The 14,383-nt window shown below is 64.5% G+C and carries 14 protein-coding genes; 11 read left to right on the top strand and 3 right to left on the bottom strand.

Annotated elements, in window-relative coordinates; all coding sequences use genetic code 11:
• Window positions 1-2 precede the first annotated feature (2 nt).
• From DXK50_RS15780 to ntrC, 3 genes are all read left to right on the top strand, one after another.
• Window positions 3-617: a DUF4124 domain-containing protein gene (locus DXK50_RS15780; protein WP_212630968.1), complete on the top strand. Its 615-nt coding sequence runs from the start codon at window positions 3-5 to the stop codon at window positions 615-617.
• Between the two features lie 258 nt (window positions 618-875).
• Complete coding sequence (gene glnL, locus DXK50_RS15775; protein WP_129482515.1) at window positions 876-1,964, top strand: nitrogen regulation protein NR(II); 1,089 nt, start codon at window positions 876-878, stop codon at window positions 1,962-1,964.
• Entirely contained in the window at window positions 1,961-3,394 is a 1,434-nt protein-coding gene (gene ntrC, locus DXK50_RS15770; RefSeq protein WP_004373752.1) for a nitrogen regulation protein NR(I), read from the top strand. The genes glnL and ntrC overlap by 4 nt, the downstream gene beginning before the upstream one ends.
• A 225-nt stretch (window positions 3,395-3,619) precedes the next feature.
• On the opposite strand, the gene DXK50_RS15765 is transcribed toward ntrC, so the two are convergent.
• Window positions 3,620-4,018, bottom strand: a complete 399-nt coding sequence (locus DXK50_RS15765) for an NINE protein (protein ID WP_212630967.1) — start codon at window positions 4,016-4,018, stop codon at window positions 3,620-3,622.
• Window positions 4,019-4,165: 147 nt separating this feature from the next.
• On the opposite strand from DXK50_RS15765, the gene DXK50_RS15760 reads away from it, so the two are divergent.
• Together DXK50_RS15760 and DXK50_RS15755 are read left to right on the top strand one after the other, a co-directional pair.
• Window positions 4,166-5,377 carry a putative DNA modification/repair radical SAM protein gene (locus tag DXK50_RS15760; protein WP_212630966.1) on the top strand — a complete coding sequence of 404 codons (1,212 nt, stop codon included), beginning with the start codon at window positions 4,166-4,168 and terminating at the stop codon, window positions 5,375-5,377.
• Window positions 5,377-6,264 carry a TIGR03915 family putative DNA repair protein gene (locus DXK50_RS15755; protein ID WP_212630965.1) on the top strand — a complete coding sequence of 296 codons (888 nt, stop codon included), beginning with the start codon at window positions 5,377-5,379 and terminating at the stop codon, window positions 6,262-6,264. Before DXK50_RS15760 ends, DXK50_RS15755 begins: the two co-directional genes overlap by 1 nt.
• Here the strand turns inward: DXK50_RS15755 and DXK50_RS15750 are convergent.
• Both DXK50_RS15750 and DXK50_RS15745 read right to left on the bottom strand, forming a co-directional pair.
• On the bottom strand, window positions 6,230-7,375 hold the full coding sequence (locus DXK50_RS15750; protein ID WP_161866055.1) for a PilT/PilU family type 4a pilus ATPase: 1,146 nt from the start codon (window positions 7,373-7,375) through the stop codon (window positions 6,230-6,232). The two genes, DXK50_RS15755 and DXK50_RS15750, sit on opposite strands and share 35 nt — an antisense overlap.
• 87 nt (window positions 7,376-7,462) lie before the next feature.
• Window positions 7,463-8,497, bottom strand: coding sequence for a type IV pilus twitching motility protein PilT (locus DXK50_RS15745; protein ID WP_004373763.1), 1,035 nt, complete (start codon window positions 8,495-8,497; stop codon window positions 7,463-7,465).
• A gap of 76 nt (window positions 8,498-8,573) precedes the next feature.
• Between DXK50_RS15745 and DXK50_RS15740 the strand changes: the two genes are divergently transcribed.
• The 6 genes from DXK50_RS15740 to metX all read left to right on the top strand — a co-directional run bounded on the left by DXK50_RS15740 (window position 8,574) and on the right by metX (window position 14,383).
• Window positions 8,574-9,266 (top strand): YggS family pyridoxal phosphate-dependent enzyme, encoded by a 693-nt coding sequence (locus DXK50_RS15740; RefSeq protein WP_212630964.1) that lies wholly within the window; start codon window positions 8,574-8,576, stop codon window positions 9,264-9,266.
• 17 nt (window positions 9,267-9,283) lie between these two features.
• On the top strand, window positions 9,284-10,102 hold the full coding sequence (proC, locus tag DXK50_RS15735; protein WP_212630963.1) for a pyrroline-5-carboxylate reductase: 819 nt from the start codon (window positions 9,284-9,286) through the stop codon (window positions 10,100-10,102).
• A gap of 10 nt (window positions 10,103-10,112) precedes the next feature.
• Window positions 10,113-10,706, top strand: coding sequence for a YggT family protein (locus DXK50_RS15730; RefSeq protein WP_161866058.1), 594 nt, complete (start codon window positions 10,113-10,115; stop codon window positions 10,704-10,706).
• Window positions 10,707-11,000: a DUF167 domain-containing protein gene (locus DXK50_RS15725; protein WP_212630962.1), complete on the top strand. Its 294-nt coding sequence runs from the start codon at window positions 10,707-10,709 to the stop codon at window positions 10,998-11,000.
• Window positions 11,001-11,182: 182 nt separating this feature from the next.
• Window positions 11,183-13,159, top strand: a complete 1,977-nt coding sequence (locus DXK50_RS15720) for a dynamin-like GTPase family protein (RefSeq protein ID WP_161866060.1) — start codon at window positions 11,183-11,185, stop codon at window positions 13,157-13,159.
• An 84-nt stretch (window positions 13,160-13,243) separates the two neighbouring features.
• The gene (gene metX, locus DXK50_RS15715) at window positions 13,244-14,383 is read left to right on the top strand and encodes a homoserine O-succinyltransferase MetX (RefSeq protein ID WP_212630961.1); all 1,140 of its coding nucleotides are present in this window, start codon (window positions 13,244-13,246) and stop codon (window positions 14,381-14,383) included.

The following is a 14,383-nucleotide window of genomic DNA, read 5'->3' as shown; positions in this document are numbered from 1 at the left end:
CTATGCGATTTCCGCTCATCCTGCTTCTGCTCGCCGCACCGCTCGCTTTCGGTCAGGTCTACACCTACATCGACGCCGACGGTAACCGCGTATTCACCGACAAGCCACGCAGCAGCAATGCCGAACGGGTGATGCTGGCGCCAGCCAACAGCGTGGAGCTGAGCCAGCCCAAGCCGACGGTGCGCATGGCCCCACCCGCGGTTACCAAGCCCACGGTGCACTACCAGGTGCTGCGCATTCTCGTGCCGGAGCCGGACGCCTCGATCCACAACGGCTCGGGGGATATGATCGTGACCCTCAACAGTGAGCCGGGCCTGCTGCCCGGCCACAGCTACCGTCTGCTGCTCGATGGCGAACCTCAGGGCGAAATCAGCCGCAGCCCGGTGTTTTCCCTGCGGCACGTCGACCGCGGCATGCACCAACTGGTGGCAGAGATCATCGACTCTGCCGGCCTTATCGTCGAGCGCACGCCGGCGCAGCCCTTTCACATGCACCGCATGAGCCTGGCGCAGAAGCGCAAGGTGAACCCGTGCAAGAAGGATGAATACGGCGTACGGCCCGAGTGCCCGCTGAAAGACAAGCCCAAGGAAGAGGTCAGCATCCTGCCCTTCTTCTGAGCCAGCTCGCACCTTTATGGTGCAATCATGCACACCACCTCCTAAGCTCTCCCTGTTTTGGGTCGCTTCCCCTACCCAGCGGCTTCGCCTCGGCTGCGCCTGCCTGCGAACGCCCCAAAAGCAGCCGGGAGCGACGTCTGGCCCGGCTGGCGAGCGCCAAAGACGGGCCGCCAACAAGGGCGGGCAAAAAAAATGCGTCTTTTCGGGGCCTTGGTTTGCTTCTTGCATTTTCCTGCCCATTGCCGGAACGCACTGCCTATGACCATCAACGACGCGCTGCACCGACTGCTACTCGACAACCTGACCACCGCCACCCTGCTGCTCGATAGCCAGCTGTGCCTTGAGTACATGAACCCGGCGGCGGAAATGCTCCTGGCCGTCAGTGGCCAGCGCAGCCATGGCCAGTTCATCAGCGACCTGTTCACCGAATCGCCCGAGGCGCTGTCGTCGCTGCGCCAGGCGGTGGAGCAGGCGCATCCGTTCAACAAGCGTGAAGCCGTGCTGACCTCGGTCACCGGCCAGACGCTGACCGTGGACTATGCGGTGACGCCGCTGTTCAGCAAGGGCGAGACCCTGCTGCTGCTGGAAGTGCACCCGCGCGACCGCCTGCTGCGCATCACCAAGGAAGAGGCGCAGCTGTCCAAGCAGGAAACCACCAAACTGCTGGTGCGCGGCCTGGCCCACGAGATCAAGAACCCGCTCGGCGGCATTCGTGGCGCGGCCCAGCTGCTGTCGCGCGAGCTGCCCAACGAAGAGCTCAAGGACTACACCAACGTCATCATCGAGGAGGCCGACCGCCTGCGTAATCTGGTCGACCGCATGCTCGGCTCGAACAAGCTGCCGTCGCTGGCGATGACCAACGTGCACGAAGTGCTCGAACGGGTCGCCAACCTGATCGAGGCGGAAGCCCAAGGCAGCATCACCTTGGTGCGCGACTATGACCCGAGCATCCCGGATCTGCTGATCGACCGCGAGCAGATGATCCAGGCCGTGCTCAACATCGTGCGCAACGCCATGCAGGCCATCGCCGGGCAGAAGCACGACATGGGTCTGGGGCGCATCAGCCTGCGTACCCGTACCCTGCGCCAGTTCACCATCGGCCACACGCGCCACCGCCTGGTGGTCAAGGTCGAGATCATCGACAACGGCCCCGGCATTCCGCCGGAACTGCAGGAAACCATCTTCTATCCCATGGTCAGCGGGCGTGCCGACGGCACCGGCCTGGGCCTGGCCATCACCCAGAACATCATCAGTCAGCATCAGGGCCTGATCGAGTGCGAGAGCCACCCCGGCCACACCGTGTTCTCGATCTTCCTGCCACTGGAACAAGGAGCGACCACGCCATGAGCCGCAGTGAAACCGTCTGGATTGTCGACGACGATCGTTCCATCCGCTGGGTACTGGAAAAGGCCCTGCAACAGGAAGGCATGACCACTCAGAGTTTCGACAGCGCCGACGGTGTACTCGCCCGCCTGACCCGCCAGCAGCCGGACGTGATCATCTCCGACATCCGCATGCCCGGCGCCAGCGGCCTCGACCTGCTGGCCCGCATCCGCGAGCTGTACCCGCGCCTGCCAGTCATCATCATGACCGCGCATTCGGACCTGGACAGCGCGGTGGCCAGCTACCAGGGCGGCGCCTTCGAATACCTGCCCAAGCCGTTCGACGTCGACGAAGCCGTATCGCTGGTCAAACGCGCCTTCCAGCACGCCCAGGAGCAACAGAGCCTGGCCGCCCCTGCCGCCCAGGCGCGCACGCCTGAGATCATCGGCGAGGCGCCGGCGATGCAGGAGGTGTTCCGCGCCATCGGCCGCCTGTCGCACTCCAATATCACCGTGCTGATCAACGGCGAATCCGGGACCGGCAAGGAGCTGGTGGCCCATGCCCTGCACCGCCATAGCCCGCGCGCAGCCGCGCCGTTCATCGCCCTGAACATGGCGGCGATTCCCAAGGATCTGATGGAGTCCGAGCTGTTCGGCCACGAGAAGGGCGCCTTCACCGGCGCGGCCAACCAGCGCCGCGGTCGCTTCGAGCAGGCCGATGGCGGCACCCTGTTCCTCGACGAGATCGGCGACATGCCGGCCGACACCCAGACGCGCCTGCTGCGCGTGCTGGCCGATGGCGAGTTCTACCGCGTCGGCGGCCACACCCCGGTGAAGGTGGACGTGCGCATCATCGCCGCCACCCACCAGAACCTGGAAACTCTGGTGCAGGCCGGCAAGTTCCGCGAAGACCTGTTCCACCGCCTCAACGTCATCCGCATCCACATTCCGCGCCTGGCCGACCGCCGCGAGGACATACCGACTCTGGCCAACCACTTCCTCGCCCGCGCCGCGCAGGAACTGGCGGTGGAACCGAAGCTACTCAAGAGCGAGACCGAGGATTACCTCAAGCACCTGCCCTGGCCGGGCAACGTGCGCCAGCTGGAGAACACCTGCCGCTGGATCACCGTAATGGCCTCGGGGCGTGAAGTGCATGTCGACGACCTGCCCCCGGAGCTGCTGACCCAGCCGCAGGACGCCGCACCGGTGACCAACTGGGAACAGGCGCTGCGCCTGTGGGCCGACCAGGCCCTGGCACGCGGCCAGTCGAACCTGCTCGATACCGCCGTGCCGGCCTTCGAGCGCATCATGATCGAGACCGCCCTCAAGCACACCGCCGGCCGCCGCCGCGACGCCGCCCTGCTGCTGGGCTGGGGCCGCAACACCCTGACGCGCAAGATCAAGGAGTTGGGCATGAAGGTCGATGGCGCGGACGACGACGACAGCGACGACTGATCCCGCCAGCAGCAACGAAAAGGGCATCCCGCGGGATGCCCTTTTCATTTCCCCGGATCGCATCCGGGCTACGCCGCTTGTCTCCCCTCTCCCGCTTGCGGGGCTTGAGCGGAAATAGCGAAGCATCGCTTCGCCCGCTCAAGCGCCCTGAGCTCTGCGAGGGGCTGGGGCGCAGAGCGGGGGCCGGGGGAGAGGGGCAGATCGTGCAACTCACTTGCCTCTGACTCAACCGCGCCGTGCGTTTTTGATCGAGATCTGCGTGTTCAGCGTCCAGAAGTCGTAGAGCACGCCGATCAGGAACAGGCCGCCAGTGAACAGGTAGATGATCCCGGTGATCCACTTGCCCTGGTACATGCGGTGCACGCCGAACACGCCGAGGAAGGTCAGCAGGATCCAGGCGACGTTGTAGTCGGTATCGCCGGCGGTGAAGCGCAGGTCCGCCTCGCGATCCATCGAGGGGATCAGAAACAGGTCGATGATCCAGCCGACGAACAGCAGACCGAGGGTAAAAAACCAGATGGTGCCGGTGACCGGCTTGCCGTAATAGAAACGGTGCGAACCGAGAAAACCGAAGATCCACAGCAGGTAGCCGATCAGCTTGCTATGGGTGTCCTGTCGTTGCATGGCGAGCTCCTTGTGCGAGATGCAGCTATGACGCTGCGCGTCTGGTGAAGGTTTCATCTGCGACGAGACGGTGCAACTCAACGAATGGCTTGATAGCTGTACGATGCCCATATACTGTATAAAAAAACAGTATCGATATCGCCTGCCATGCAACTGATCGAAAAACTCACCATCCTCGCCGACGCCGCCAAGTACGATGCCTCCTGCGCCAGCAGCGGCGCGCCCAAGCGCAGCTCCAAGGGCAAAGACGGCATCGGCTCGACCAACGGCATGGGCATCTGCCACAGCTACACGCCGGACGGGCGCTGCGTGGCGCTGCTGAAGATCCTGCTGACCAACTTCTGCCTGTACGACTGCCAGTACTGCATCAACCGCCGCTCCAGCGACGTGCCGCGAGCGCGCTTCACCCCCGAGGAAGTGGTCACCCTGACCCTGGACTTCTACAAACGCAACTGCATCAGCGGCCTGTTCCTCAGCTCCGGCATCATCCGCTCGGCCGACTACACCATGGAGCAGCTGATACGCGTCGCCAAACTGCTGCGCCAGGAGCACCAGTTCCGTGGCTACATTCATCTGAAGACCATCCCCGATGCCGCGCCGGAGTTGATCGCAGAAGCCGGCCTGTATGCCGACCGCCTCAGCGTCAATATCGAACTGCCCACCGAAACCAGCCTGGTGCGCCTGGCGCCGGAAAAGAACGTCGGCAGCATCCATCAGGCCATGCACAGCATTCATCTCGGTGAGCGCGAGGCCCAGGAAGAACGCCGCGCGCCGCGCTTCGCCCCGGCCGGGCAGAGCACGCAAATGATCGTCGGCGCCGATGCCACCGACGACAGCACCATCCTGCACAACGCGCAGAGCCTGTATCAGGACTATCGCCTGCGCCGCGTCTACTACTCGGCGTTCAGCCCCATCCCGCAAAGCCCGAAAACCGTGCCCTTCGAGGCGCCGCCCCTGCTGCGTGAGCATCGCCTGTACCAGGCCGACTTCCTTATGCGCGGCTATGGCTTCAGCGCCACGGAGCTGCTGGCCGGCCCCGGCAACCTGGCGCTGGATATCGACCCCAAGCTGGCCTGGGCGCTGGCCAATCGCGAGCAGTTTCCGGTGGACCTGAACCGCGCCGACGAGTCGCTGATCGCCCGCGTGCCCGGTATCGGCGTGCTCAGTGCCAGGCGCCTGGGTGCGCTGCGGCGTGAACGGCGCATCCGCTATGAGGATCTGACCCGCCTGCGCTGCGTGCTGGAAAAGGCCAAGCCCTTCATCGTTACCCAGGACTACCGGCCGCCGCGGGCCGAACACGAACCCCTGGTGCTGCGCCAGCAGTTGCGCGACACCCCGGCGCAGATGGCGTTGTGGTGATGCACAGCCTGCGCTTCGACGGCACCTTCGCCACCTGGCGTCAGGCCGCGCGCCGCGCCTTGCTGCAGGGCCTGGCGCCACATCAGCTGCAGTGGCTGGACGAAGAAGCGGCGCCTGGCCTGTTCGATCAACCCCCCGAACGCGCGCCGGAGCCCAATGGTCGCCTGCGCGTATCGCCCGAACTGCTGGAACTGCTGGAAAGCGCCGCGCAGTACCGCGGCGAGGAACGCTGGAGCCTGCTCTACCGCGTGCTCTGGCGCTTCGTGCAGGGCGAACGCAGCGCCGTGCTGGCCGGCGATCCCGACGGCAGCGAGCTGCATCGGCGGCTCAAGGCGGTGCGCCGCGAGGCGCATCACCTGCATGCATTCGTGCGTTTCCAGCCGAGCAAGGCGCAGGGCGCGCCCGATTTAGTCGCCTGGTTCGAGCCGGCGCACGACATCCTCGCCTCGGCCAGCGGCCATTTCGCCGAGCGCCTGGGCAAGCACAGCTGGCTGATCGCCACGCCGCGCGATGGCGTGTTCTGGGATGGCCAGCGTCTGCAGCACGAGCGCCACTGCCCAGCGCAGTGGCAAGCCTGGGCGCAGCAGCCCGAGGATGACGGCCAGGCCCTGTGGCGCGCCTATTACGGCAGCACCTTCAACCCGGCGCGCCTTAACCGCACGGTGATGCAGCAGCATTTGCCAGCGCGCTTCTGGAAGCACCTGCCGGAAGGCCCGCTGATTCCGCAACTGATGAGCGAAGCGCGCGCCGGCGCGCAGCGCGATGGGCAGGCCCTGGTGCTGGCAGGCAGAAAGGGCAAACGCATCGCCCAGATAAACGAAGGGGACGCAGCGCGTCCCCTAACAGGCAGCCTCAGCGGAAGCGACGCCCCGGATCTTCCTCGCTGACCTCCAGCGCCAGGCCCTGGGCCATGCTGGTCAGGTGATCGCCGTCGGTTTCCGAACCGAGCTTGATCATCAGGCGCAGGTCGTTGGCCGAGTCAGCGTAGAGCAGCGCGTCTTCATAGGTGATCTCGCCCTGGGTGTAGAGGTTGTACAGCGCCTGGTCGAAGGTCTGCATGCCCTGCTCGGTGGAGCGTTTCATCAGGCCCTTGAGCTCGTGCACCTCGCCCTTGCGGATCAGGTCGGCGGCCAGCGGGGTGTTGATCAGCACCTCGATCACCGCGCGACGGCCCTTGCCGTCCGGGGTCGGCACCAGCTGCTGGGCGACGATGGCCTTGAGGTTGAGTGACAGGTCCATCCACACCTGGTTCTGCCGGTCGGCCGGGAAGAAGTTGATGATGCGGTCCAGCGCCTGGTTGGCGTTGTTGGCGTGCAGGGTGGCCAGGCACAGGTGACCGGTTTCGGCGAAGGCCACGGCGTGGTCCATGGTCTCGCGGGTCCGCACCTCGCCGATGAGGATCACGTCCGGCGCCTGACGCAGGGTGTTCTTCAGCGCCACCTCGAAGGACTCGGTGTCGATGCCCACTTCGCGCTGGGTGACGATGCAGTTCTGGTGCTGGTGGATGTATTCGATCGGGTCTTCGATGGAGATGATGTGGCCGCTGCTGTTCTTGTTGCGATAGCCGATCATCGCCGCCAGCGAAGTGGACTTGCCGGTACCGGTGGCACCGACGAACAGCACCAGGCCGCGCTTGGTCAGCGCCAGCTTCTTGAGGATCTCCGGCAGCTTTAGATCATCGATGGTGGGGATGTTGGTCTCGATGCGGCGCAGCACCATGCCCACCAGGTTGCGCTGGTAGAAGGCACTGACGCGGAAACGACCGATGCCACGGGCGCTGATGGCGAAGTTGCACTCGTGGTTCTCGGCAAAATCGCGGCGCTGCGCCTCGTTCATAACACCCAGCACGGTTTCGCGGGTCATCTCCGGCGACATGGCGTTCTTGGTCACCGGCATGATCTTGCCATTGACCTTCATCGACGGCGGCACGCCAGCGGTGATGAACAGATCGGAGCCGCCTTTTTCGACCATCAGGCGCAGTAGTTTTTCGAATTCCATCTTGGGTCTCGCCAATCAACTGCACGCCCGATGAAGGCCCTGAGCGGGCCTGGCGACTGGCGGCGTGCGGCACAATCGCTACGGCTGTTAGAAGTTTTCCGGGCTCTTGGCCTTTTCGCGCGCACTGTCGCGGCTGACCAGGCCTTTGGACACCAGCGTCTTGAGGCAGGCATCGAGGGTCTGCATGCCCAGCGCACCGCCGGTCTGGATCGCCGAGTACATCTGCGCCACCTTGTCCTCGCGGATGAGGTTACGGATGGCCGGCGTACCGATCATGATTTCGTGGGCGGCGACACGACCGCCGCCGATTTTCTTCAGCAGGGTCTGCGAGATCACCGCCTGCAGCGATTCGGAAAGCATTGAGCGGACCATGGATTTCTCTTCGGCGGGGAACACGTCGACCACGCGGTCGATGGTCTTGGCCGCCGAGGTGGTGTGCAGGGTGCCGAACACCAGGTGACCGGTTTCCGCGGCGGTCAGCGCCAGGCGGATGGTTTCCAGGTCGCGCATCTCGCCGACCAGGATGATGTCCGGGTCTTCCCGCAGGGCCGAGCGCAGCGCTTCGGAGAAGCCGTGGGTGTCGCGGTGCACCTCACGCTGGTTGACCAGGCACTTCTTCGACTCGTGAACGAATTCGATGGGGTCCTCGATGGTGAGGATATGGTGGTACTTGTTGCTGTTGAGGTAGTCGAGCATCGCCGCCAGGGTGGTCGACTTGCCCGAACCGGTGGGGCCGGTGACCAGCACCAGTCCACGCGGCACGTCGGTGATCTTGCGGAACACCTCGCCCATGCCCAGGTCTTCCATGGTCAGCACCTTGGACGGAATGGTACGGAACACCGCACCGGCGCCACGGTTCTGGTTGAAGGCGTTGACCCGGAAGCGCGCCACGCCCGGCACCTCGAAGGAAAAGTCGGTCTCGAGGAACTCTTCGTAATCCTTGCGCTGCTTGTCGTTCATGATGTCGTAGATCAGCGCGTGTACCTGCTTGTGATCCAGCGGCGGCAGGTTGATGCGGCGCACATCGCCGTCGACGCGGATCATCGGCGGCAGCCCCGCCGAGAGGTGCAAATCCGACGCGCCTTGCTTGGCGCTGAAGGCGAGCAGCTCAGTGATATCCATGGGACTCCCCAATTACAAGCAAGCAGGTAGAATGCCGCGAACGCTTAACGAGCGGGCTTTATATAGAGCGCAGGTAATGTCCACGATAGCAGAGAATATTGCAAAGGTCGGAACGCGCATCCGTGAGGCGGCGCAAGCCTCGCAGCGCAATTTTTCGGACATCGGCCTGCTGGCGGTGAGCAAGACCAAACCGGCCGACGCCATCCGCGAAGCGCACGCCGCCGGCCTGCGCGATTTTGGCGAGAATTATCTGCAGGAAGCCCTGGAAAAGCAGGCCGCGCTGACCGAACTGCCCTTGATCTGGCACTTCATCGGCCCCATTCAGTCGAACAAGACCCGGCCCATCGCCGAGCACTTCGACTGGGTGCATTCCGTGGATCGCCTGAAAATCGCTCAACGCCTGTCCGATCAGCGCCCCGCGCATCTGCCGCCGCTGAACATCTGCCTGCAGGTCAACGTCAGCGGTGAGGACAGCAAGTCCGGCTGCAGCCCCGAGGAGTTGCCGGAGCTGGCCAGGGCCATCGCCGCCCTGCCCAACCTCCAGTTGCGTGGGTTGATGGCCATTCCCGAACCCACCGACGACGTCGCCGCGCAACACGCTGCCTTCGCCCGTCTGCGCCAGTTGCGCGATGACCTGGCGCTCGATCTCGATACCCTGTCCATGGGCATGAGCCATGACCTGGAGGCTGCCATCGCCGAAGGTGCCACCTGGGTGCGCATCGGCACCGCGCTATTCGGCGCCCGCGATTACGGCCAGCCCACTCACTGAATGAAGGAATTCCCCCAATGAACAACCCGATCATCGCCTTCGTCGGCGCCGGCAACATGGCCGCCAGCCTGATTGGCGGCCTGCGCGCCCAGGGCGTGGCAGCCAGCGCCATCCGCGCCAGCGAGCCCGGCAGCGAACAGCGCGCGCGCCTGCAGCAGGAGCATGGCATCGCCACCTTCGCCGACAATGGCGAGGCCATCAAAGGCGCCGATCTGATCGTGCTGGCGGTCAAGCCACAGATCATGAAAGCGGTATGCCTGGACCTGGCGCCGCACCTGGCCGCCAACCAGGTGATTATCTCCATTGCCGCAGGCATCAGCTGCGCCAGCCTGGAAAACTGGCTGGGCGAGCGCCCTGTGGTGCGTTGCATGCCCAATACCCCGGCGCTGCTGCGCCAGGGCGTATCCGGCCTGTTCGCCAACCCGCGGGTCAACGCTGCGCAGAAGGCCCAGGCCGAACGGGTGCTGAGCGCCGTGGGCCTGGCCCTGTGGCTGGATGAAGAAACCCAGCTCGACGCGGTCACCGCCGTCTCCGGCAGCGGCCCGGCCTATTTCTTCCTGCTGATCGAAGCGATGACCACGGCTGGCGAGCAGCTCGGCCTGCCGCGTGAAACCGCAGCACGCCTGAGCATCCAGACTGCACTGGGCGCCGCGCGCATGGCCAGCGAGAGCGATGTCGACGCGGCCGAATTGCGTCGCCGTGTGACCTCACCGAACGGAACCACCGAAGCGGCGATCAAAACCTTCCAGGCCGGCGGCTTCGAAGCGCTGGTACAACAGGCACTCAACGCCGCCGCCAATCGCTCGGCCGAACTGGCCGAACAACTGGGTCAATAAGGAAGCACACATGTCCGGACTCATCGAAGCCCTCATCTACATCATCCAGACCCTGGGCAGCCTGTATCTGCTGATCGTGCTGCTGCGCTTCATCCTGCAGCTGGTACGTGCAGACTTCTACAACCCGCTGAGCCAGTTCATCGTCAAGGCCACTCAACCGCTGCTGACGCCTCTGCGTCGCATCATCCCGGGCTTCGCCGGGCTGGACCTGGCCTCACTGGTGCTGGCCATTCTGGTGCAGCTGCTGCTGATGATCGTCACCCTGACCCTGATGGGCTACAACGTTGGCGGTTTCATCGCGCAGCTGCTGGTGTGGTCGGTGATCGGCGTGACCTCGCTGTTTCTCAAGGTGTTCTTCTTCGCCCTGATTATCAGCGTGATCCTCTCCTGGGTCGCACCGGGCAGCTACAACCCCGGCGCGCAACTGGTGAACCAGATTTGCGAACCGCTGCTGGCACCGTTCCGCAAGCTGCTGCCGAACCTTGGCGGCCTGGATATCTCGCCGATCTTCGCCTTCATCACCATCAACCTGATCGACCGCTTCGTGATCGGAGCCCTGGCAGCCTCCACCGGCCTGCCGCCGATGCTCAGCCCCTTCCTCTGAGTGGCGAGCTACTTTCGCTGGGACGGCGAGGACCTGATCCTCGACTGCCACCTGCAGCCCAAAGCGAGCAAGGACGAGTTCGCCGGGCTGCATGGTGAAAGGCTGAAGATCCGCCTCACCGCCCCGCCGGTCGACGGCAAGGCCAACGCCCACCTGCTGGCCTTTTTGGCCAAGGCGTTCGGCGTAGCCAAGAGCCAGGTGAGCCTGGAAAGCGGCGAACTCAATCGGCAGAAACGCCTGCGCATTCGTGCCCCGCAGAGCCTGCCGCCGATTCCCGGCCTGCAGCGCGTCTGACGACCACTCGACCGCCATAGCCGACCATAAGGCGGGACTGCTGTTTCAGCCAATTGACGGCTGCCTTGTACCCCGCATAATGCAAACTGTTCTCGTGAAACGCCGTGCGTCCTGGCGGCAAACCCAACCCAATCTTTATATAGCCCCCGCAAGTGGATGATCTTGCCGAGAGGAGAGCCAGGATGAGCATGGAACGTCTCAGCCAGCAGGTCGATGCCTACGTCACCTGGAAACGCGAACTGATGCGCGAGATCACGCGCTATCGCAGCTGGCTGGAGCACAACCGGCTCAACTCCGAGGCGGTTCAGGCCAAGCTCGAACGCGCGCTGAAGATCCTGCGCACCGATCACATCACCCTGGCCTTCGTCGGCGAGTTCTCGCGCGGCAAGACCGAGCTGATCAACAGCCTGTTCTTCTCCGAATACGGCCAGCGCATGCTGCCCTCGCATGCCGGGCGCACCACCATGTGCCCCACCGAGCTGTTCTTCGACCCGCGCTCGGAACGCCCCTACATTCGTCTGCTGCCGATCGAAACCCGCACCGCCTCGGCCAGCGTCGCCCAGTTCAAACGCATTCCCCGCCACTGGGTGAACATTCCGCTGGATACCAGCGACCCGGCCAACATGGCCCTGGCCTTCAGCCAGGTCGCCAAGACCAAACCCATGCCGGTGGAGCAGGCGATTCAGCTCGGTTTCCACCCGGACATGCTCGAAGGCACCGGCAAGCGCGGCCAGGTGCTGGTGCCGGCCTGGCGCCACGCCATGGTCAACTTCGATCACCCTCTGCTGCGCCAGGGCCTGCGCATTCTCGACACACCGGGCCTCAACGCCCTGGGCAGCGAGCCGGAGCTGACCCTGTCGATGTTGCCCAACGCCCAGGCGATCATCTTCCTGCTGGCCGCCGATACCGGCGTAACCGCGAGTGACATGAGCATCTGGCAGCAGCACATTCGTCAGCTCGATGAAGATACCCAGACCTGCCTGTTCGCCGTGCTGAACAAGATCGACGTGCTCTGGGACGATCTGGCCGGCGAGACCTTCGTGCAGAACGCCATCAGCCAGATTCAGAGCGCCACCGCCAAGCAGTTGGGCATCGCCAAGCAGGACGTACTGCCGCTCTCTGCCAAGCAGGCCCTGCTGGCCAAGGTCCGCAAGGACGAGGAGCTGCTGGCCCGCAGCCAGATGGCTGACCTGGAGAACCTGCTGTGCGAACGAATCGTCGCGCAGAAGGAGCGCCTGATCGAAGACCACGTGGTACGCCAGGTCCTGGCGCTGGTGAACAACAGCCAGCACGTGCTCAACCTGCGTCTGGAAAAGGTCAGCGAACAACTGGCCCTGCTTGGCAACCACCAGCAGGACAATGGCCAGTTGCTGTTCGAGCTGACCGCCAAGACCAAGGAAGACCACACCCGGCACCACAAGCGCCTGCTCGGCCTGAAGACCAATCAGCGCCTGCTGCAACGCCAGGGCCAGTTACTGCGCCACGCCGCACGCGCCGAGCGTCTGGAGCAACACCTGAGTGAGGTGCGTCGCAACCTCACCGGCAGCTGGACTACCCTCGGCATCAACCAGGCCATCCTGCATTTCTTCCGCGCCGTCGAGCAGGACCTGCACAACCTGGAGCACGAAGCGGAGATGGCCAACAAGATGGTCGCCGCCATCTATCGCCGGCATAACGAAGACAGCCCGCTGGGCGGCGTCGACGCGCCGCAGTTCAAGATCCAGCGCTACCTGCGCGAGCTGAAGAAACTGCAGGACAAGGGCGATCAGTTCCGCCTGCACGTGAAAACATTGCTCACCGAACAGCGCAGCCTGACCCGGCGCTTCTTCGCCACTCTGGCGCAGGAAGTGATCGGCCTGCACCAGCGCCTGCGCCTGGACGCCGAGCAATGGGCCGCCGACGCCCTGATGCCGCTGATGCAGCACACCCTGGAACACAAGCAGATGCTGGAAAGCCACATGCTGCGCCTCAAGGCACTGGCACAGGAAACCCAACAGACGCGCAAGCGCAGCCTGCAACTGGCGCGCTACCAGGAAGAGCTGGAGCAACAGCTGGCCCAGGCCAGCGACATGCTCCGCATACTGCGCCGCCCGGCGCCGGTACAGCGCCAGGGCAAGGTGGTCAGCCTGCCGGTGGCGGCGCGGCAACAAAGCCTGTAGCACAAGCGGGCGCCCTGCTCGCTTGCCGCTACCGGCGGTGCTCTTTAGACTGGCGCCCTCCTCCGATTCATTAGCAGCGCCTTCATGCCCACTGCATTTCCCGAAGATTCCGTCGGCCTGGTCAGCCCCCAGGTGTTCCGTTTCAGCGAACCCCTGGCGCTGGCCTGCGGGCGCAGCCTGGCCGAGTACGAACTGGTCGTCGAAACCTACGGCGAGCTGAATGCCGCACGCAGCAATGCCGTGCTGATCTGCCATGCCCTGTCCGGCCACCATCACGCCGCCGGCTACCACAGCCCGGATGATCGCAAACCCGGCTGGTGGGACAGCTGCATCGGCCCCGGCAAGCCGATCGACACCAACAAGTTCTTCGTCGTCAGCCTCAACAACCTCGGCGGCTGCAACGGTTCCACCGGCCCGAGCAGCACCAACCCGGCGACCGGCAAGTCCTACGGCGCCGACTTTCCGGTGATGACCGTAGAGGACTGGGTGCACAGCCAGGCGCGTCTGGCCGATGTACTCGGCATCGAGCAATGGGCCGCGGTGATCGGCGGCAGCCTCGGCGGCATGCAGGCCATGCAGTGGACCATCAGCTACCCCGAGCGCGTGCGTCACTGTCTGGCCATCGCCTCGGCGCCCAAACTGTCGGCGCAGAACATCGCCTTCAACGAGGTGGCACGCCAGGCGATTCTCACCGACCCGGACTTTCATGGCGGGCATTTCCAGGAACAGGGCGTGATCCCCAAGCGCGGCCTGATGCTGGCGCGCATGGTCGGCCACATCACCTACCTGTCCGATGACGCCATGGGCGAGAAATTCGGCCGCGGCCTGAAGAGCGAAAAGCTCAACTACGACTTCCACAGCGTCGAGTTCCAGGTGGAAAGCTACCTGCGCTATCAGGGCGAGGAGTTCTCCGGGCGCTTCGACGCCAACACCTACCTGCTGATGACTAAGGCGCTGGACTACTTCGACCCGGCCGCCGCCCACGACGGCGACCTGGCCAGGACCCTGGCCGCGGCCCAGGCGGACTTCTGCCTGATGTCCTTCACCACCGACTGGCGTTTCTCCCCGGCCCGCTCGCGGGAGATCGTCGACGCGCTGACCGCGGCGAAGAAGAACGTCTGCTACCTGGAGATCGATGCACCCCAGGGCCACGACGCCTTCCTCATGCCGATCCCGCGCTACCTGCAGGCATTCGGCAGCTACATGAAGCGAATCGAGGTATGA

The sequence above is a fragment of the Pseudomonas sp. KB-10 genome, assembly GCF_018221585.1.
Classification (GTDB): Bacteria; Pseudomonadota; Gammaproteobacteria; order Pseudomonadales; family Pseudomonadaceae; genus Aquipseudomonas; species Aquipseudomonas yangonensis.
Note: the sequence above shows the minus strand (reverse complement) of the source record. Positions and strands in the feature narration are given on the sequence as shown.